Raw genomic sequence first — 18,741 nt, 5'->3', positions numbered from 1 at the left:
CGCGCGTTCGTGGGTGCAGCCGATGTACCGTCGCGCTTGTTAGCGTTGTCGCATGCGCGTGAGTGAGTTCTGGCAAGCGGTTCGCGACGAGTTCGGCGAGCCCTACGGCCAGATGGTGACGCGCGACCTCGTTCTGACCGAGTTCGGTGACCGCACCTCCGTGCAGGCGATCGCGTCGGGTGAAGACACGAGGGCGGTGTGGATCGCGCTGTGCCGCGCATCCGATGTCCCGAAGTCCCGCTGGCACGGCGTCGGCCAGTTGCCGCAGCGCTGACCTCGACGCATCCGCGCGTCCCCGCTATCCGGCACGCGACACACCGGCGCGCTCTCGAACATCCGTTCGGATATCGATAGGCTCCTGAACAGGCGCAGTCGAAGACGGGTTGTGCACTGTGCGTCGGCGCGACCGAGAGCAATGTCGGGCGTGGAACGTACAGTCGCACTTGTTGGAGATGAACCAACGACAACGCACCATCGGCAGCTCAGTTGCCTGCACTACCAGCCTTGTCGCGGTCTGCCGGGCCTTGCAACATCGGTCTGGCACGAGAGCGGCAGCCTATAGGCGCACAACCCACGACGCACAAGGAGTCCCACCAATGGCATCACCAGCAGACCGCGAGAAGTCTCTCGAAACCGCCCTCGCCCAGATCGACCGCCAGTTCGGCAAGGGCTCCGTCATGCGCCTGGGGAGCGACGAGCGCGCTCCCGTCGCAACGATCCCCACGGGCTCCATCGCGTTGGATGTCGCGCTCGGCATCGGGGGGCTCCCACGCGGCCGGATCGTCGAGATCTACGGACCGGAGTCCTCGGGTAAGACCACGCTCACGCTCCACGCGATCGCGAATGCGCAACGCGCCGGCGGCATCGCCGCGTTCATCGACGCGGAGCACGCTCTCGACCCCGAATACGCGAAGAAGCTCGGTGTCGACATCGACGCTCTGCTCGTGTCGCAGCCCGACACCGGTGAGCAGGCTCTCGAGATCGCCGACATGCTCGTGCGCTCGGGCTCGATCGACCTCATCGTCATCGACTCGGTCGCGGCGCTCGTGCCGCGCGCCGAGATCGAGGGTGAGATGGGTGATTCGCACGTCGGCCTGCAAGCGCGTCTCATGTCGCAAGCGCTGCGCAAGCTCACGGGCGGGCTGAGCCAGACCAACACGACCATGATCTTCATCAACCAGCTGCGCGAGAAGATCGGAGTCTTCTTCGGAAGCCCCGAGACGACCGCGGGAGGTAAGGCGCTCAAGTTCTACGCGTCGGTGCGACTCGACATCCGCCGAATCGAGACGCTGAAAGACGGAACCGACGCCGTCGGAAACCGCACGCGCGTCAAGGTCGTCAAGAACAAGATGGCTCCGCCGTTCAAGCAGGCCGAGTTCGACATCCTCTACGGGGTCGGTATCTCCCGCGAGGGCAGTCTCATCGACTTCGGCGTGGAGCACGAGATCGTGCGCAAGTCGGGTGCGTGGTACACCTACGACGGCGATCAGCTCGGCCAGGGCAAGGAGAACTCGCGAAACCACCTCCTCAAGAACCCCGAGATCGCGGCCGAGATCGAGCAGAAGATCAAGATCAAACTCGGCATCATGGACGACCCCAATGCGGTGCCGGGTGCCGCCGCCGTGACAGATGCTCCCGTCGAGCAGATCGCGAAGAAGCTCGCGTCGCGCAAAGCCGTCGGGGCCTGATCGATGAATCCGGGCGAGGGACCAGACGAGTTGAGTGCCGCGAGGCGACGGAGCACACGCGTGCCCGCGTCGACCCGCAACGCTGAGCCCGACGACTCCCTTGCCCGGGTCACCTACCTCCCCGGTGCGCAAGGGCGACCCGACGGACCCCGGTTCGCCGACGAGACTCCCAAGCCCGTGCCCGTGCCCGTGCCCGAGCCGCACGACGTCGGATCGGGTCACGCTCGTGGCGCTGAACCGGTGACCGATGAGGAACGCCGCGAGGCACGGTCCGCGAAAGCGGCGGCGGCTCGCGACAAGGCCGCCGAGCGCAAGGCGAAGCGCGCCGAGAACGTGAGCATCCACGCGCTCACCCGGCGAGGCATGTCCCGCTGGGAGCTCGAGAAGACCCTTCTCTCGCGCGAGCTCGAACCCGACGAGGTGACCGCCGAACTCGACAGGCTCGAGAGCGTGGGTCTCGTCGACGACGGTGCACTCGCCGAAACACTCGTGCGAACCCAGCACGAGCGCAAGGGGCTCGGTCGAAGCGCACTCACCGCCGAACTGCGCCGACGTCATATCGACCAGCACCACATCGACGCGGCGCTCGAGCAGATCGCCGACAGCGACGAGCTCGATCGCGCGCGCGAACTCGCGAACCGTCGCGCCCCCCAGTTGCGATCACTCGACACGACCACCGCGGTTCGACGGTTGAGCGCCTTCCTGCAGCGCAAGGGCTACTCCTCCGGAGTCATCCGCATCGCCGTCGACGAGGCGCTCGCGTCCGGCCGCACGGCGACCGTGCGGTTCGAGTGACGTGCGTGCGCCCGTGCCCGCGCCCGATCTGAGGGGCCTCACGGCAGATTAGGCTGGCGGAACGATGACTCTCACGTTTCCCCCCTCGACCGCCACCCCGGTCACGACTCCCGGCCGCACCTACGAGGTGCGCACGTTCGGGTGCCAGATGAACGTCCACGACTCCGAGCGATTGAGCGGTTCGCTCGAGGCAGCGGGATACCAGCCGGCGACAGCGGATGAGCAGGCAGACGTCGTCGTCATCAACACGTGCGCCGTGCGCGAGAACGCCGACAACAAGCTCTACGGCAACCTCGGAATGCTGGCCTCGGTGAAGAAGAAGCACGAGGGCATGCAGATCGCCGTCGGCGGATGCCTCGCCCAGAAAGACAAGACCGTCATCCTCGAGAAGGCACCGTGGGTCGACGTGGTCTTCGGAACGCACAACATGGGCTCCCTCCCGACCCTCCTCGAGCGCGCACGCCACAACGGCGAGGCGCAACTCGAGATCCTCGAGGCGCTCGACGTCTTCCCGTCCACGCTTCCGACGAAACGCGAGTCCACGCACAGCGGGTGGGTGTCCATCTCGGTCGGGTGCAACAACACGTGCACGTTCTGCATCGTGCCCGCGTTGCGCGGCAAGGAGAAAGACCGTCGGCCCGGCGACATCCTCGCCGAGATCCAGGCCATGGTCGACGACGGAGCGATCGAGGTGACCCTCCTCGGTCAGAACGTCAACTCCTACGGGGTCGAATTCGGTGATCGCGCCGCCTTCGGCAAGTTGCTGCGCGCGGCCGGGCGCATCGCCGGGCTCGAGCGCATCAGATTCACGAGCCCGCACCCGGCGGCATTCACCGACGACGTCATCGACGCTATGGCGGAAACCCCCACGGTCATGCCGCAGCTGCACATGCCGCTGCAGTCCGGCTCCGATCGCATCCTCAAGTCGATGCGCCGCAGCTACCGCTCGACGAAGTTCCTCGGCATCCTCGACAGGGTCCGGGATCGCATTCCGCACGCGGCCATCTCCACAGACATCATCGTCGGCTTCCCCGGGGAGACCGAAGAGGACTTCGCCGAGACGATGCGCGTCGTCGAACAGGCGCGGTTCGCAACGGCGTTCACCTTCCAGTACTCGATCCGGCCGGGAACCCCCGCGGCGACGATGGACGAGCAAGTGCCCAAAGCGGTGGTGCAAGAGCGTTACGAGCGACTCGTCGCCCTGCAGGACCGCATCTCGTGGGAAGAGAACACGAAGGTCGTCGGTCGCACCGTCGAGGTGCTCGTCGGCGCCGAAGGAAAGAAGGATGCTGCGACGAACCGACTCTCCGGCCGCGCCGAAGACAGCAGGCTCGTGCACTTCGAGGTGCCGCCGCACAGCGCCGCCCCACGCCCCGGCGACGTCGTGACCGTGACGGTGACCGACGCGAAGCCCTTCCACCTCATCGCCGACACGCTCGACGGCTCGCCGCTCGTCATCCGCCGCACGCGCGCGGGCGACGCCTTCGACCGGGCCGAGGCGGAGAGCTGCGGTGTGCCGACTCCGGCCGGAGCCACCGCGTCACCGGGAGGGGCGCCTCGCGTGTCGCTCGGGCTTCCCGGGATGCGCCCGACCGACGCCTGATGCTCGTCGCGATCGTCGGAGCGACCGGAACCGGGAAGTCCGATCTCGCGCTCGATGTGGTCGAGCGTCTCGCGGCACGCGGAAGGCGCGCGGAGATCGTCAACGCCGACGCGATGCAGCTCTACCGCGGCATGGACATCGGCACGGCCAAACTGCCCGTCGCAGACCGGCGAGGTGTTCCGCACCACCTTCTCGACGTGCTCGACGTCACCGATGAGGCCACCGTCGCTCGCTACCAGAGCGAGGCGCGATCCGTCATCCGGCGACTCGAGGGTCGGGGAGACGTCGCGGTGCTCGTCGGCGGCTCGGGCCTCTACGTCTCGTCGGTGCTCTACGATTTCGAGTTCCCGGGCACGGATGCGCGCATCCGCGAGGCGCTCGAGGCCGAACTCGTCGAGCGTGGCCCCGGGCTCCTGCACGCTCGATTAGCCGTGGTCGACCCGCCCGCAGCAGCGGCGATCGGGGCCAGCAATGGTCGTCGCCTGGTCCGTGCCCTCGAGGTCATCGAGATGACGGGGAAGCCGTTCGGGTCGGGGCTCCCCGACCCGAGTGCCTTCTGGACAGACACTCGTGTCGTCGCGGTCACCGCGGAGCGCGCGACACTCGTCGAACGGCTCGACGAGCGGGTGCACTCGATGTGGCGGCGCGGTCTCGTTTCGGAGGTCGAGGGTCTGCTCGAGAACGGGCTCGACCGGGGAGTGACGGCGAGGCGGGCGATCGGCTACGCGCAGGCCGCCGAGCAGATCCGGGGCACCCTCACTCGCGAGGCGGCGATCGATCAGACGCAGGCACTCACCCGCAAGTATGCGAGACGACAGGTCGGCTGGTTTCGACGGTATCCCGCGACCGTGACCGTCGTCGGGGGTGAGCCGGCCGTCGGGGAGACCGTCGTGGATGCCCTCGTCAGCAGCGGCCTCAGTAGCATGGACCGGTGAGCCCGACACTGCACTTCACCAAAGGCCATGGCACGGGCAACGACTTCGTGCTCTTCAGCGACCCCGAGGGGTCGATCGAGCTGGAGTCCACGCAGCTCGCGGCCATCGCCGATCGGCACTTCGGCGTCGGGGCCGACGGCGTCATCCGAGCGGTGCGATCGGAGAACCTCGAGGCGGGGGCCGCCGCCCTCGCGGAGGACGACGCCGCGGAGTGGTTCATGGATTACCACAACGCCGACGGATCGCCGTCGGAGATGTGCGGAAACGGAATCAGGGTCTACGCCAGATATCTCGTCGACAACGGTCTCGCCGAACTGGGGCCCGGCGACACCCTCGTCATCGGCACGCGCGGGGGAGTGCGCGACGTCCAGAGCAACCGTTCCGGATACCAGGTCGATCTCGGTCGCTGGTCACTCGACGGAGGCGAGCCTCTCGTCCGCGCGAAGAATCTGCAGGTGGCGCGCCCGGGGCTCGGGATCAACGTCGGCAACCCCCACGTCGTCGTCGCGCTCGCGAGCGATGACGAACTCGAGAGCGCGGATCTCTCGTTCGTCCCCCTCGTCGAACCCGAGTTCCCCGCGGGAGTCAACGTCGAGTTCGTGGTGCCGCGTGAGCCCATGGTGCTCGACGGGGTCGGGCGCATCCGCATGCGCGTGCACGAGCGCGGCAGTGGAGAGACGCTCTCGTGTGGAACGGGTGCCGCGGCAGCGGCCCTCGCGACACGGCACTGGGCCGGCCCGGGGGCACCGAATCAGTGGAAGGTCGAGGTGCCGGGAGGCACCCTCGGGGTGCGGATGTTCGCGACCGAAGACGGAGAACACGTCGCCCTCTCGGGGCCGGCGGAGTTCTCGTTCGAGGGCGAGCTCACGATCTGATCGATGTATCGATCGACCGGGTCGGTTCAGAGGTCGGCGGGCAGAACTCGTCGCCGCACGCGCAGCACCCGGTATCCCTTGTGGGTTGCCGCGCGTGAGACGGCGAACCCGTCGGAGAGCTCACCGTCGAGCCACCGGTGCAGCGAGTCAGAGCCGAGGTTGCGCTGCACGACGAGCCACGCGTCGGACTCGGGTGTCAGGCGCGGAACCCAGCGCAACAGCAGGTTGTGCAGCTCGTTCTTGCCGACGCGGATGGGCGGGTTCGACCAGATCGTGGTGAAACCGAGATCGTCGGGAACATCCTCGGGGCGGCAGGCGTTGATATTGTCGAGGCCCAGCTGGTCGGCATTGCGCCTCACGAGATCGAGCGCACGCTCGTTGACATCGACAGCCCACACCGTCGCCCGCGGAGATTGCAGAGCCAACGTGTAGGAGATCGGACCCCATCCGCATCCCAGATCGAGGAGGTTGCCTCCCGGCGGAGCCGGCGGCACGTTCGCGAGCAAGACGGATGTTCCCGCATCGATGCGGTCGGGGCTGAAGATGCCCCCCGCGGTCGACACGTCGTGCGGGGTGCCGTCGATGGTCACCCGGATGCGACGGAGAGCAAGCTCACTCTCGGGATTCGCCGAGAAGTAGTGCTCGTTAGTCATCCCGAAAACCTACCCAAATACGAAGAGCTAAGGTTAACCCAATGACTGAAGTACACCCTTCCGAGCGAGACGACGACGTCATCGCCCGCGTACTCGCCAACTCGTCGTCGCGACCGGCCGGTCTCAGCCTGTTCGGGAGCGGTAGCGCGCAAGCCCTCCAGCAGACCGGAGCGTCGGCGACGACAGATGACGACCACGACGGCGACCAGTTCGATAGGGAGGATCGCCAGGCGCTGCGCCGTGTCGCGGGCCTCTCGACCGAACTCGACGACGTCACCGAGGTCGAGTATCGCCAGTTGCGCATCGAACGCGTCGTGCTCATCGGCATCTACTCGCAGGGCGGCGTCGTCGAGGCCGAGAACTCGATGCGCGAGATGTTCGCTCTCGCCGAGACGGCCGGAGCCGTCGTGCTCGACGGTCTCCTCCAGAAGCGTCCTCACCCCGACCCGAGCACCTACTTCGGTAAGGGCAAGGCGGTCGAGCTGCGGGATGTCGTCGCGGCGACCGGGGCAGACACCGTCATCGTCGACGGCGAGCTGGCTCCGAGCCAGCGTCGCGCGCTCGAAGACGTCGTGAAGGTCAAGGTCATCGACCGTACCGCGGTCATCCTCGACATCTTCAGCCAGCACGCGAAGAGCCGTGAGGGCAAGGCGCAAGTCGAACTCGCTCAGCTCGAGTACCTGCTGCCGCGGTTGCGCGGGTGGGGTGAGTCCATGTCGCGTCAGGCCGGTGGCCAGGTCGGTGCCGGAAACGGCATGGGTTCGCGCGGTCCGGGTGAGACCAAGATCGAGCTCGATCGCCGCCGCATCCACACGCGGATGGCGAAGCTGCGCAAGCAGATCGCCGGCTTCGCGCCGTCCCGCGAGGCGAAGCGCGCGAACCGGGTGCGCAACGACGTGCCGTCTGTCGCGATCGCCGGATACACGAACGCCGGCAAGTCGTCGCTGCTCAACAGGGTGACGCGGGCGGGCGCTCTCGTGGAGAACGCGCTCTTCGCGACTCTCGACACGGCCGTGCGCAAGAACGTGACGGCCGAGGGTCAGGCGTACACCCTCACCGACACCGTCGGATTCGTGCGCAACCTCCCGCACCAGCTCGTCGAGGCCTTCCGGTCGACCCTCGAGGAGGTCGCGGACGCCGACGTCATCGTGCACGTCGTCGATGGATCGCATCCGGATCCCGGGAGTCAACTCGCGACGGTGCGCGATGTGATCGGCGACGTCGATGCTCGCCACCTGCCCGAGATCGTCGTCTTCAACAAGGCAGATCTCGTCGACGACGATCAGCGCCTCGTGTTGCGCGGTCTCGAGCCGAGTGCGGTGTTCGTGTCTGCGCGGACGGGCGAAGGCGTCGAGGAGCTACTCGAGCGCATCGCCGAAGCGATCCCGTCGCCGTCGGTCGAGCTCGATCTGCTCATCCCCTTCGATCGGGGGGACGTCGTCACGCGCTTGCATGACAACGGCGTCGTTCTCGACACCCGCTACGACGAGAACGGCACGCGGATCCACGTGCTCGTCTCGGAGGAGGTCGAGGCTCAGGTGGAGCAGTTCACCGCTCAGACCGAGCGCAGCACCGCGACGACCTTGCCGAGCACTTCGGCGTAGTCACCGAGGATCGGCGCGAAGGCCGAGTTGCGCGGGAGCAACCAGGTGTGGCCGTCGCGCTGCTGGAACACCTTGACGGTCGCTTCGTCGTCGAGCATCGCGGCGACGATGTCGCCGTTCTCCGCGGTCTTCTGCTGGCGGACGACGATCCAGTCCCCGTCGCAGATCGCGGCGTCGACCATCGAGTCTCCGACGACCTTCACCATGAACAGGTTGCCTTTGCCGACGAGCTGGCGGGGGAGGGGGAAGACCTCGTCGACCTGCTGGTCGGCGAGGATCGGCACTCCCGCCGCGATGCGACCGACGAGGGGGACCATCGCGGCGTCTCCGACGGGGGTCGGCGCGTCGGAGACGACGGGGACGTCGGGGCGTTGCAGGTCGATGAGGATCTCGAGTGCGCGCGGTCGATTGGGGTCGCGGCGCAAGTAGCCGCTGAGCTCGAGCTGATTGAGCTGATGGGTGACGCTCGAGAGCGAAGCGAGCCCCACCGCATCGCCGATCTCGCGCATGCTCGGCGGGTAGCCCCGGCTCGAGACCGATCGGGAGATCACGTCGAGGATCGCGAGCTGCTTGTCGCTCAGACTCTTGCGGCGCCGGGTCGACGGCTTGTCCGCTTGCGGTGATCCCTGCTCGGTGTCGACCACGTCGTTCCCCTCGATGTGCACCTCGTGCGCCGTGAGAACGGCGAATGTCGGTGGCTCCTGATGGTCTGTCTTCAGACAATCGAAACTGTATCCATTCGACGGTCGCTTTCCAAACGTCTATTCGAGCGTGTTGCGCTAATTCGTTACCACACTTTCGAATATCGGCTTGATCTGGCGAGTATTCGAAGATATGTTCGGAACACGGGTTCGCATCCGGCTCTCCCGGCCGAGTGTCGGGTGCGACACCCGCCCACCATCACGAGCAGCACCTCCGAGAACACGACCCGCGAGTGATACCCCGACCTGAAAGGCAAGAACCATGAGCGCAGCGACTGGTATTGCTCCCCCCGCATCGTCCGCATCGTCCGCACAGGCACGGTCGGGGCGCGTGCCGCAACGCAGACTCCGTCTCACGAGGCGCGGTCGCGCGGTGTTCACGACTCTCGTCGCGGCACCGATCGTGCTCGCCGCGGGAGCATTCGCTCTCAACGGCGGAATGGCGACGGCGTCGAACGAAGACGGAGCCGACGTGGTCTTCGTGCAGGTCGAGAGCGGCGAGTCACTGTGGGAGCTCGCCGTCGGGCTCGCGCCCGAGGCGGACCCCCGCGAGGTGGTGTCCGACCTCGTGCACTTCAACCAGCTCGACTCGGCCGACGTTCAGCCGGGGCAGAAGCTCGCGGTTCCCGCCGCCTACGCTCGATAGTCGAGGGGCATCAGTCGTGGGGCATCGACAGCCCTAGTCTTGATCGGTGACTTCGCTCAACGACCTCCCCATCCGCGATGACCTCCGCGGCCTCACCCCGTACGGTGCGCCCGAGTCCCGAGTGCCGATCGCTCTCAACGTCAACGAGAACACCCACCCGATCCCGGAGTCGGTCGCCCACGGAATCATCAGTTCGATCGCTGCGGCGATCCTGTCTATCAACCGCTACCCCGATCGCGAGTTCGTCGCATTGCGCACGGCGCTGGCCGACTACCTCGGTCACGATCTGACCGCAGAGAACATCTGGGCGGCCAACGGGTCGAACGAGGTCCTCCAGCAGATCATGCAGGCGTTCGGTGGACCGGGCCGCTCCGTGCTCGGCTTCCCTCCGACGTACTCGATGCACTCGATCATCGCCTCGGGCACGGGCACCCGCTGGGTGTCGGGCGAGCGAGACGCCGACTTCGAGATGTCGCCGGCGACGGTGGTCGAGTGGATCGAGCGCACCGACCCCGACGTCGTCTTCCTGTGCTCACCCAACAACCCGACCGGAACGCCCGTGTCGATCGAAACGATCGACGCGGCGTATTCCGCGGCGCGGGGCATGGTCGTCGTCGACGAGGCCTACTCGGAGTTCTCGCCCGAGGGCGAGCCGTCGGCGCTCACACTTCTGCCCGGCCGCGAGCGGCTCATCGTGTCGCGCACCATGAGCAAGGCGTTCGCTTTCGCCGGTGCGCGCGTCGGCTACCTCGCGGCCGACCCCGCCGTGACCGACGCGCTCCGGCTCGTGAGGCTGCCCTACCACCTCTCCGCCCTCACGCAAGCGGCCGCGCTCGCGGCGCTCGAGCACGCCCCGGAGATGCTCGCGATGGTCGACGACATCCGCACCCAGCGTGATCGGTTGCTCATCGAGCTCGCGGCCCTCGGGTTCACCCCGTGGCGCAGCTGGGGCAACTTCGTTCTCTTCGGGGGAGTCGACGACCCCCACGCGGTCTTCACCGACCTGCTCGATCGCGGCATCATCATCCGCGACCTCGGCATGCCCGGACACCTGCGGGTGACGGCCGGCACCGAGCGTGAGACGACGGCGTTCCTGACCGCCCTCGCCGAGGTGACGGGGCGTTCGCGCGAGGCGTGACCGGGAGCGCGCGCTTCGCGGTCCGCGCCGAGTCGCGCTCGGTAGGATTGCCCCATGGCACTTGAGCGCACAGCGCACCTCACCCGCGAGACGAGCGAGTCGAGCATCGACCTCACCCTCGACCTCGACGGAACCGGTATCGCCGACATCCAGACGTCGGTGCCGTTCTTCGACCACATGCTCACCGCGTTCTCGAAGCACTCCCTCATTGACTTGCGCGTGCGCGCGACCGGTGACGTCGAGATCGACGTGCACCACACCGTCGAAGACATCGGAATCGTGCTCGGCAAGGCCATCGGGCAGGCTCTCGGCGACAAGCACGGCATCGCCCGGTTCGGTGACGCCCACGTTCCGCTCGACGAGGCCCTCGTGCGCGCGGTCGTGGATGTCTCGGGGCGGCCCTTCCTCGTCCACTCCGGCGAGCCGGACGGCTTCGAGTTCCACCTCATCGGCGGTCACTTCACCGGATCGATGGTGCGTCACGTCTTCGAGGCGATCACCTTCCATGCCGCTCTGACCGTGCACGTCACCGTGCTCGGGGGGCGCGACCCTCACCACATCGCCGAGGCGGAGTTCAAGGCGTTCGCGCGTGCCCTGCGCACGGCCGTCGCGGTCGACCCCCGAGTCACCGGCATCCCGTCGACCAAGGGAGCGCTCTAACCGTGGGTGCTCCCACGGTCGTTGTTCTCGACTACGGCTCGGGCAACGTGCACTCCGCCGTCAAGGCACTCGAGTTCGCGGGTGCCGACGTGACGCTCACGTCCGACCGTCGCGCCGTGCACGAGGCCGACGGACTCCTCGTGCCCGGCGTGGGCGCGTTCGGCGCCGTCGCCGACGCGCTCGCGGAGGTGCGCGGTGCCGAGCTCGTCGACCGGAGGCTCGCCGGATCGCGCCCGGTCTTGGGCATCTGCGTCGGCATGCAGATCATGTTCGAGCGCGGTGTCGAGCGGGGCCTCGAGTCGGACGGCCTCGGTGAGTGGCCCGGAGTCGTGACCGAACTGGATGCTCCGGTCCTCCCGCATATGGGCTGGAACACCGTGCGCGCCGGCGCCGACTCCGTTCTCTTCGACGGCATCGCCGACGAGCGCTTCTACTTCGTCCACTCCTACGCCGCGCGGGACTGGACGCTCGAGACGATGCCGCCCTTCACCCCGGCGACGCTCACGTGGGCGCACCACGGCACCGATTTCCTCGCGGCGGTGGAGAACGGACCCCTGTCTGCGACGCAGTTCCACCCGGAGAAGTCGGGGGATGCGGGCATCCGTCTGCTCGCGAATTGGATCGCGAGCCTCCGGAAGAACTAGGCTCTGGTGCCTGTCGGCACGAGTCGCGCCACGCGCACCCTGACCGACGTCGTCGGAGCCCTGCTCACCGCGACCGAACCCAGACCCAACCCGAACCGAGTTCCGCGTGCGCGGGCTCCAGAGAGAGCGACATGAGCGAGTTCAACCAGACCCCGAGACTCACGCTGCTTCCCGCGGTCGATGTCGCCGGCGGTAAAGCGGTGCGGCTGACGCAGGGCGCGGCCGGGAGCGAGACGAGCTACGGCGACCCGATCGACGCCGCCGCGGACTGGGCGAGTCAGGGAGCCGAGTGGATCCACCTCGTCGACCTCGATGCCGCGTTCGGGCGCGGGCACAACAACCACGTCATCAAGAAGGTCATCAAGCAGGTCCGCGGTTCGGTGCTCATCGAGCTCTCCGGCGGCATCCGCGACGATGAGAGCCTCGAGGCGGCGCTCGCGACGGGAGCCAAGCGCATCAACCTCGGCACGGCCGCTCTCGAGAACCCCGAGTGGGCCGCCCACGTGATCGCCGAATACGGCGAAGCGATCGCCGTCGGCCTCGACGTGCGGGGAACGACCCTCGCCGCTCGCGGCTGGACGCAGGAGGGCGGCGACCTGTGGCACGTCTTCGACCGTCTCGAGCACGCAGGCTGTGCCCGCTACGTCGTCACGGACGTGACGAAGGACGGCACCCTCCAGGGCCCGAACCTCTCGCTGCTGCGTGAGGTCGCCGACCGCACGGACAAGCCCGTCATCGCCTCGGGAGGAATCTCGAGCCTCGACGACATCGCCGACCTGCGCGAACTCGTGCCGAACGGCGTCGAGGGAGCCATCGTCGGCAAGGCGCTCTACGCGAAGGCGTTCACTCTCGCGGAGGCGCTCGACGTCGCAGGCGACTGATGCCCGATCACGGCGGCCAGGCAACCGATTCCGCCGGCACCCCGTGGGCGGGCCGGCAGTTCGACCACAACCCGTTCGGCGGTGACGACGGCTCGGCGTCGCCCGAGCTCGTCGCCGCTCTCTCCGCTTTCCGTCGGGGAGAGACGGGCGAGGATGTCGTCGTCGACGCGATTCGCGCGGCACGGTTGCTCGCCCCCCTCGTCGCCACTCTCGGCGAGAGCGAGTCGGGAGAGCACGGTCTCCTCGTCGACAAGTCGGCGGAGCTCGCGATCGTCACGGTCGCGGGGCCCGACGGGCGCCGGGTGCTGCCGATCTTCACCTCCGTCTCGGCGATGGCGGCGTGGAACCCCGCCGCTCGGCCGGTTCCCGTCTCCGCGGATCGCGCGTGCCTTGCCGCGGCGAGTGACGGCACCGAGCTCATGGTTCTCGACCCGACGAGCGACACCGAGTTCGTCGTTCGAAGGCCGGCTCTGCGAGCCATCGCCGAGGGCGCGGCATGGATCCCGAGCCACCGGGATGCCGACGTGCACGAGGCGATGCGCGCGGCGGTCGTCGACGTCGCGAGCGTGCGCGGCATCCGTTTCGCGTCGGGCGACCCGGTGTCCCGGCTCGCGGGCCCCGAGCTCGCGGTCACCCTCGAGCTCGCGCCGGGGCTCGACTCCGACGCGCTCTCCGTCGTGCTGACCCGCGTGAGTGAGGCTTGGAGTCGATCGGAGATCGTGGCGCTGCGGGTCGACAGTCTCGCCGTGACCCTCGCCGCGGCATCCCCCTGACGCGATTGCGTGCGCGAGCACCGGTGCCGGGCACCGGTCTCGTCAGGTGACCGGACCGGTGTACTTCTCTCCCGGGCCCTTTCCCGGAGCGTCGGCGATGCTCGACGCCTCGCGGAACGCGAGCTGCACCGAGCGCAGTCCGTCGCGCAGGGCTCGAGCGTGCTGGTCTCCGAGGTCGGGCGCCGCCGCGGTCACGAGGCCCGCGAGGGCGTTGATGAGCTTGCGTGCCTCGTCGAGGTCGAGTTGGGTCGCGGGGTCGTCGGCGAGACCGCACTTGACGGCCGAGGCACTCAGAAGGTGCACGGCCACGGTGTTGATGACCTCGATCGCGGCGACATCGGCGATGTCGCGAGCGGCGCCGTCCGACCCGTCGTCGTCGACATAGGCGTGTTCGTGCGGGCTGTCGCTCATCAGGGGTTCCTCTGCTAGACTTCTGTCGGCTCCGAGCCTCTACGGCTCGGATACGAAAGTGGAGATTCTCCCACCCGCGCTTACCGCTTCTTCAGGTTACCGGGTTGTTGGCACCCCGCCGACGTGCATGCGAGTGCACCGAGGTAGCCAGGGCGCCGTGCCAGAACCACCAGAGAAATGCGGGTCGAACCGCAACGGATCCGGTTGGTGCTGCGTGCGAATCACTCCTTTCGTCGAAAGCCATCGACATCACGACCAAGGAGTCACGCATCAGCGATCCCCGTACCAATGACCGAATCCGCGTTCCGGAAGTCCGACTTGTAGGCCCAGGTGGCGAGCAGGTCGGCGTCGTGCGCATCGAAGACGCTCTGCGTCTCGCCCAGGAGGCCGATCTGGATTTGGTTGAGGTTGCTCCCAATTCCAAGCCTCCCGTTGCCAAGATCATGGATTTCGGCAAGTTCAAGTACGAAACCGCCCAGAAGGCGAAAGAAGCGCGCCGCAACCAGGCGAACACGATCCTCAAAGAGGTGCGGTTCCGTCTCAAGATCGACGTGCACGACTACGAGACGAAGCGCAAGCGTGCCGAGGGGTTCCTCAAGGCGGGCGACAAGGTCAAGGCGATGATCCTCTTCCGCGGCCGTGAGCAGTCGCGCCCCGACCAGGGTGTTCGTCTTCTCCAGCGTTTCGCCGAAGACGTCTCGGAGTTCGGCTCGGTCGAGTCGACCCCGACGATCGATGGTCGCAACATGGTCATGGTCATCGGCCCGGCGAAGAACAAGTCGGAGGCGAAAGCCGAGGCCGAGGCCAAGCGCGCGGCGTCGAAGCCGCCTCGCGGCGACAAGCCGCCGGCGAGCGACAAGACCTACGGTTCACGCACGGATGCTCCCGTCGACGAGCCTGCTCCCGCAGCACCCTCGAGCGCACCGACCGCTTCCGCGGCACCCGCTTCTGCTCCGGCCAAGGCTGCGCCCGTCACGTCGGCCCCGAGCAGGGACGTCCCCGCGAAGGCGGCTCCGGCACCCGCCGCGGCTGCACCCGCTGCTGCTGCGAAGCCCGCTGCTGCTGCGAAGCCTGCTGCTGCCGCTCCGGCGAAGCCTGCTGCCGTGGCGAAGCCTGCCGCTGCTGCTCCGGCCAAGCCGGCCGCTGCGGCGAAGCCCGCTGCCGCGGCTAAGCCCGCCGCAGCCAAGCCGGCCGCGGCAGCCCCCAAGCCCGGCGCCGCGAAGCCCGGTGCCCCCAAGCCCGCGAGCCCCGGAGCATCCGCTTCGAAGCCCGCTCCCACGACTGCATCGGCCGACTCATCGTCGGCTGAGGCCGACGCCCAGTAATACGAAGAACACGAGGAGATCCACATGCCCAAGATGAAGACCCATTCCGGTACGAAGAAGCGATTCAAGGTCACCGGAAGCGGAAAGGTCATGAAGCAGCAGGCGGGAATGCGTCACAACCTGGAGGTCAAGTCCAGTGTCGTCACGCGTCGCCTGAACCAGGACAAGGTGCTGGCTCCGGCCGACGCCAAGGTCGTCAAGCGCCTCCTCGGCAAGTAACCCGCAGCCCCGATTCCAAGGATTTAGAACAATGGCAAGAGTCAAAAGGGCGGTCAACGCCCACAAGAAGCGTCGCGTCATCCTCGAGCGCGCCTCCGGTTACCGTGGACAGCGTTCACGCCTCTACCGCAAGGCCAAAGAGCAGCTCATCCACTCGTTCGTGTACTCGTACCGCGACCGTCGCCAGCGCAAGGGTGACTTCCGTCGCCTGTGGATCCAGCGCATCAACGCCGCGGCTCGTGCCAACGGCATGACGTACAACCGCTTCATCCAGGGTCTCGGCCTCGCCGGAATCCAGGTCGACCGTCGCATCCTCGCCGACCTCGCGGTCACCGAGCCCGCGACGTTCGCTGCGATCGTGGCGACGGCCAAGGCCGCGCTGCCCGCCGACACGAGCGCGCCGCGCACCGCGGCGTAAGCACTGCGCCTGCTGTCGGGCTCGATCCTCGCGCGCCTCCCGCACGAGGGTCGAGCCCGCCCATAGGCTGTCGACATGATCGACAACCCCCGTTCACCACGAGTGCGCGCGGTAGCCAAACTGGCTAAGAGAGACGCCCGGTCGCAGACCGGGCTTTTTCTCTTAGAAGGGCCGCAAGCCGTCGCCGAGGCTCTGACCTTCCGACCCGACCTCGTCGTCGAACTCTTCGCGACACCGACCGCCCTCGAGCGGCACGCAGACATCGCGACAGCCGCGGCAGACGCCGAGATCACCGTCGAATACGTCACCGAAGCGGTGCTCGATTCGATGGCCGACACGGTCACGCCCCAGGGGGTCGTCGCGGTCTGCCACCAGTTCCCGACGTCGATCAAAGACATCCTCAAGCCGGATGCCGACGGGGCGGGCCCGAAGCTCATCGCGATCCTCGAAGAGGTGCGTGATCCAGGTAACGCCGGAACCATCGTGCGTGCGGCCGACGCGGCCGGTGTCGACGGCGTCATCTTCAGCGGGCGCAGCGTCGACCTCTACAACCCCAAGGTCGTGAGGTCGTCGACCGGATCGATCTTCCATTTGCCTGTCGCCGTCGGCGCCGAGTTCGAGTCCGTCGTCGAGCGGGCTCGCGCCGCCGGTCTGCAGATCATCGCGGCAGACGTGAAGGGTGACGATCTGCTCGACGCCCGCGAGCGCGGGGTGCTCGACATCCCCACGGCGTGGGTATTCGGAAACGAGGCGCGCGGACTCACCGACGAGCACCTCGCCTTGACCGACCGGGCTCTCACCGTGCCGATCTACGGTCATGCCGAGTCGATGAATCTCGCGACGGCGGCATCCGTGTGTCTCTACGAATCGGCGTTCTCTCAGCGATCTCGCCGGCAAACCCCCTAGCACATTTGCGGATTACACTCGTGTTACGACTGCGGGCGCGGTTTGGCTCTCGTTCTCCGCGTGTGGTTGGGTAGCGGCATGGAGCAAGCACACGGCAGTGATTCTCTCGTGGTCATCGACCGTGTCAACAAGCATTTCGGCGCTCTGCACGTGCTCAAAGACATCAGCACCACCGTCACGCGCGGCGAGGTCGTCGTCGTCATCGGGCCGAGTGGCTCGGGCAAGTCCACACTGTGCCGCGCGATCAACCGACTCGAGACGATCGACGACGGCACCATCACGATCGACGGCAAGCACCTCCCCGAGGAGGGCGCCGACCTCGCCAAGCTGCGGGCCGACGTGGGGATGGTCTTCCAATCGTTCAACCTCTTCTCGCACAAGACCGTGCTCGAGAACGTGACTCTCGGGCCGATCAAGGTGCGCAAGATGTCGAAGAAGGCCGCCGAGGAGCGGGCCATGGCTCTCCTCGAAAGGGTCGGGGTCGCCAACCAGGCGAAGAAGATGCCGTCGCAGCTCTCGGGTGGTCAGCAACAGCGCGTGGCGATCGCCCGCGCCCTCGCGATGGAGCCCAAGGTCATGCTCCTCGACGAGCCGACCTCCGCTCTCGACCCCGAGATGATCAACGAGGTGCTCGACGTCATGGTCGGCCTCGCGAAAGACGGCATGACGATGGTCGTCGTGACCCACGAGATGGGGTTCGCGCGCAAGGCCGCGGACCGTGTGCTCTTCATGGCCGACGGCAGCATCGTCGAAGAGGCGACGCCGGAGAAGTTCTTCACCGACCCGCAGACCCCGAGGGCGAAAGACTTCCTCTCGAAGATCCTCACGCACTGACCTCGCCCTCCGACCTCAGCCACCGCGGGTGACTGACACCGCAGCACCACACACAGCACAAGGAGAAATCATGAGACTGAGAAAAGGACTGCTGATCACGGCCGTAGCCGCCGTCAGCGTGCTCGGCTTGAGCGCCTGTTCCGATTCCGAAGCCGGCGCACCCGAGCCCGAGGTCGAAACCGACGCCGAGTTCGAGGCGGGCACGACGATGGCCGAACTCAACGAGGCGGGAACCATCCGCATCGGCACGAAGTTCGACCAGCCGCTCTTCGGTCTCATGGGACCGGACGAGGTCCCCGTCGGATTCGACGTCGAGATCGGCAAGCTCATCGCGGCCGAGCTCGGTATCGCCCCCGAGGACATCGAGTGGTCCGAGGCGATCTCGGCCAACCGCGAGCCCTTCATCGAGAACGGCGAGGTCGACCTCGTGATCGCGACGTACACGATCAACGACGAGCGCAAAGAGGTCATCTCGTTCGCCGGGCCGTACTACAACGCCGGTCAAGACCTTCTCGTGACGGCGGAGAACAGCGACATCGAGGGCCCCGAGTACTTCGAGGAGAACCCCGACGCCGTCGTCTGCACCGTGAGCGGATCGACGTCCGAGGCGAACATCGCCGAGTACACCGACAACGTCATCACGACCGCCGGATACTCCGATTGCCTCGAGCCGCTGCGCACCGGCAACGCCGACGCGGTCACGACCGACAACGTGATCCTCGCGGGTCTCGCCGACAACAGCGACGGAGAGTTCGTCGTCGTCGGAAACCCCTTCACCGAGGAGCCCTACGGTATCGGTCTCGCGATCGACGACACCGAGTTCCGCGACTTCATCAACGACGTGCTCGAGGAGTCGTACGAAGACGGATCCTGGGCCGACGCCTGGGAGGCCACTGCGGGAGTCGTGCTCGACACCCCGGAGCCCCCGGCCGTCGACCGCTACTGATCCACTCGTGATCGTCGGCTCGCCCGCCTCGCGGGCGAGCCGACAGTCATGATCCGCGCACGACCCGACCCGAGACCCCACTGAGA

21 protein-coding genes and 1 pseudogene are annotated in these 18,741 nt (G+C 67.3%); 19 read left to right on the top strand and 3 right to left on the bottom strand.

The features are described 5' to 3' along the window. Positions 1 to 52 precede the first annotated feature (52 nt). From ACLHIH_RS06070 to dapF, 6 genes are all read left to right on the top strand, one after another. Complete coding sequence (locus tag ACLHIH_RS06070; protein ID WP_411315796.1) at positions 53 to 274, top strand: DUF3046 domain-containing protein; 222 nt, start codon at positions 53 to 55, stop codon at positions 272 to 274. A 322-nt stretch (positions 275 to 596) separates the two neighbouring features. Then, a complete protein-coding gene (gene recA / locus ACLHIH_RS06065; protein WP_411315795.1) occupies positions 597 to 1,688 on the top strand; it encodes a recombinase RecA in 1,092 nt (363 codons plus the stop codon). Between the two features lie 60 nt (positions 1,689 to 1,748). Further along, complete coding sequence (locus tag ACLHIH_RS06060) at positions 1,749 to 2,483, top strand: regulatory protein RecX (RefSeq protein WP_411315794.1); 735 nt, start codon at positions 1,749 to 1,751, stop codon at positions 2,481 to 2,483. Between the two features lie 64 nt (positions 2,484 to 2,547). After that, positions 2,548 to 4,086 carry a tRNA (N6-isopentenyl adenosine(37)-C2)-methylthiotransferase MiaB gene (miaB, locus tag ACLHIH_RS06055; protein WP_411315793.1) on the top strand — a complete coding sequence of 513 codons (1,539 nt, stop codon included), beginning with the start codon at positions 2,548 to 2,550 and terminating at the stop codon, positions 4,084 to 4,086. Then, complete coding sequence (gene miaA / locus ACLHIH_RS06050) at positions 4,086 to 5,021, top strand: tRNA (adenosine(37)-N6)-dimethylallyltransferase MiaA (protein WP_411315792.1); 936 nt, start codon at positions 4,086 to 4,088, stop codon at positions 5,019 to 5,021. Before miaB ends, miaA begins: the two co-directional genes overlap by 1 nt. Continuing rightward, positions 5,018 to 5,896, top strand: a complete 879-nt coding sequence (gene dapF / locus ACLHIH_RS06045; RefSeq protein ID WP_411315791.1) for a diaminopimelate epimerase — start codon at positions 5,018 to 5,020, stop codon at positions 5,894 to 5,896. The genes miaA and dapF overlap by 4 nt, the downstream gene beginning before the upstream one ends. A 26-nt stretch (positions 5,897 to 5,922) precedes the next feature. Here the strand turns inward: dapF and ACLHIH_RS06040 are convergent, their stop codons facing one another. Beyond that, positions 5,923 to 6,549 carry a class I SAM-dependent methyltransferase gene (locus ACLHIH_RS06040; protein ID WP_411315790.1) on the bottom strand — a complete coding sequence of 209 codons (627 nt, stop codon included), beginning with the start codon at positions 6,547 to 6,549 and terminating at the stop codon, positions 5,923 to 5,925. A gap of 41 nt (positions 6,550 to 6,590) precedes the next feature. On the opposite strand from ACLHIH_RS06040, the gene hflX reads away from it, so the two are divergent. Further along, the gene (hflX, locus tag ACLHIH_RS06035) at positions 6,591 to 8,153 is read left to right on the top strand and encodes a GTPase HflX (RefSeq protein ID WP_411315789.1); all 1,563 of its coding nucleotides are present in this window, start codon (positions 6,591 to 6,593) and stop codon (positions 8,151 to 8,153) included. Here hflX and lexA read toward each other — a convergent pair. Continuing rightward, positions 8,105 to 8,797 (bottom strand): transcriptional repressor LexA, encoded by a 693-nt coding sequence (gene lexA, locus ACLHIH_RS06030; RefSeq protein WP_411315788.1) that lies wholly within the window; start codon positions 8,795 to 8,797, stop codon positions 8,105 to 8,107. The genes hflX and lexA overlap by 49 nt on opposite strands. A gap of 319 nt (positions 8,798 to 9,116) precedes the next feature. Between lexA and ACLHIH_RS06025 the strand changes: the two genes are divergently transcribed. From ACLHIH_RS06025 to ACLHIH_RS06000, 6 genes are all read left to right on the top strand, one after another. Then, complete coding sequence (locus ACLHIH_RS06025) at positions 9,117 to 9,500, top strand: LysM peptidoglycan-binding domain-containing protein (protein WP_411315787.1); 384 nt, start codon at positions 9,117 to 9,119, stop codon at positions 9,498 to 9,500. 46 nt (positions 9,501 to 9,546) lie between these two features. Continuing rightward, positions 9,547 to 10,638: a histidinol-phosphate transaminase gene (locus ACLHIH_RS06020; RefSeq protein ID WP_411315786.1), complete on the top strand. Its 1,092-nt coding sequence runs from the start codon at positions 9,547 to 9,549 to the stop codon at positions 10,636 to 10,638. Positions 10,639 to 10,692: 54 nt separating this feature from the next. Further along, positions 10,693 to 11,298, top strand: coding sequence for an imidazoleglycerol-phosphate dehydratase HisB (hisB, locus tag ACLHIH_RS06015; RefSeq protein WP_411315785.1), 606 nt, complete (start codon positions 10,693 to 10,695; stop codon positions 11,296 to 11,298). A 2-nt stretch (positions 11,299 to 11,300) separates the two neighbouring features. Further along, positions 11,301 to 11,942 carry an imidazole glycerol phosphate synthase subunit HisH gene (gene hisH, locus ACLHIH_RS06010; RefSeq protein WP_411315784.1) on the top strand — a complete coding sequence of 214 codons (642 nt, stop codon included), beginning with the start codon at positions 11,301 to 11,303 and terminating at the stop codon, positions 11,940 to 11,942. A gap of 131 nt (positions 11,943 to 12,073) precedes the next feature. Next, positions 12,074 to 12,823 (top strand): bifunctional 1-(5-phosphoribosyl)-5-((5-phosphoribosylamino)methylideneamino)imidazole-4-carboxamide isomerase/phosphoribosylanthranilate isomerase PriA, encoded by a 750-nt coding sequence (gene priA / locus ACLHIH_RS06005; protein WP_411315783.1) that lies wholly within the window; start codon positions 12,074 to 12,076, stop codon positions 12,821 to 12,823. Further along, positions 12,823 to 13,596 carry an SseB family protein gene (locus ACLHIH_RS06000; protein ID WP_411315782.1) on the top strand — a complete coding sequence of 258 codons (774 nt, stop codon included), beginning with the start codon at positions 12,823 to 12,825 and terminating at the stop codon, positions 13,594 to 13,596. Before priA ends, ACLHIH_RS06000 begins: the two co-directional genes overlap by 1 nt. A gap of 42 nt (positions 13,597 to 13,638) precedes the next feature. Here the strand turns inward: ACLHIH_RS06000 and ACLHIH_RS05995 are convergent, their stop codons facing one another. Further along, on the bottom strand, positions 13,639 to 14,007 hold the full coding sequence (locus tag ACLHIH_RS05995) for a DUF1844 domain-containing protein (protein ID WP_411315781.1): 369 nt from the start codon (positions 14,005 to 14,007) through the stop codon (positions 13,639 to 13,641). A 269-nt stretch (positions 14,008 to 14,276) separates the two neighbouring features. On the opposite strand from ACLHIH_RS05995, the pseudogene infC reads away from it, so the two are divergent. The 6 genes and pseudogenes from infC to ACLHIH_RS05965 form a co-directional block, all read left to right on the top strand. Further along, positions 14,277 to 14,831 (top strand): annotated as a pseudogene (gene infC / locus ACLHIH_RS05990) (translation initiation factor IF-3); the annotation flags it as partial. Between the two features lie 525 nt (positions 14,832 to 15,356). Further along, entirely contained in the window at positions 15,357 to 15,551 is a 195-nt protein-coding gene (gene rpmI / locus ACLHIH_RS05985) for a 50S ribosomal protein L35 (RefSeq protein WP_411315780.1), read from the top strand. Between the two features lie 31 nt (positions 15,552 to 15,582). Then, positions 15,583 to 15,969 (top strand): 50S ribosomal protein L20, encoded by a 387-nt coding sequence (gene rplT, locus ACLHIH_RS05980; protein WP_411315779.1) that lies wholly within the window; start codon positions 15,583 to 15,585, stop codon positions 15,967 to 15,969. A 75-nt stretch (positions 15,970 to 16,044) separates the two neighbouring features. Then, positions 16,045 to 16,875, top strand: coding sequence for a TrmH family RNA methyltransferase (locus tag ACLHIH_RS05975; RefSeq protein ID WP_411315778.1), 831 nt, complete (start codon positions 16,045 to 16,047; stop codon positions 16,873 to 16,875). A 78-nt stretch (positions 16,876 to 16,953) separates the two neighbouring features. Further along, a complete protein-coding gene (locus ACLHIH_RS05970) occupies positions 16,954 to 17,709 on the top strand; it encodes an amino acid ABC transporter ATP-binding protein (RefSeq protein WP_411315777.1) in 756 nt (251 codons plus the stop codon). 70 nt (positions 17,710 to 17,779) lie between these two features. Then, on the top strand, positions 17,780 to 18,655 hold the full coding sequence (locus ACLHIH_RS05965; RefSeq protein WP_411315775.1) for a glutamate ABC transporter substrate-binding protein: 876 nt from the start codon (positions 17,780 to 17,782) through the stop codon (positions 18,653 to 18,655). Positions 18,656 to 18,741: the final 86 nt, after the last annotated feature.

This window comes from Marisediminicola sp. LYQ134 (genome assembly GCF_046599635.1).
GTDB lineage: Bacteria > Actinomycetota > Actinomycetes > Actinomycetales > Microbacteriaceae > Marisediminicola.
Note: the sequence above shows the minus strand (reverse complement) of the source record. Positions and strands in the feature narration are given on the sequence as shown.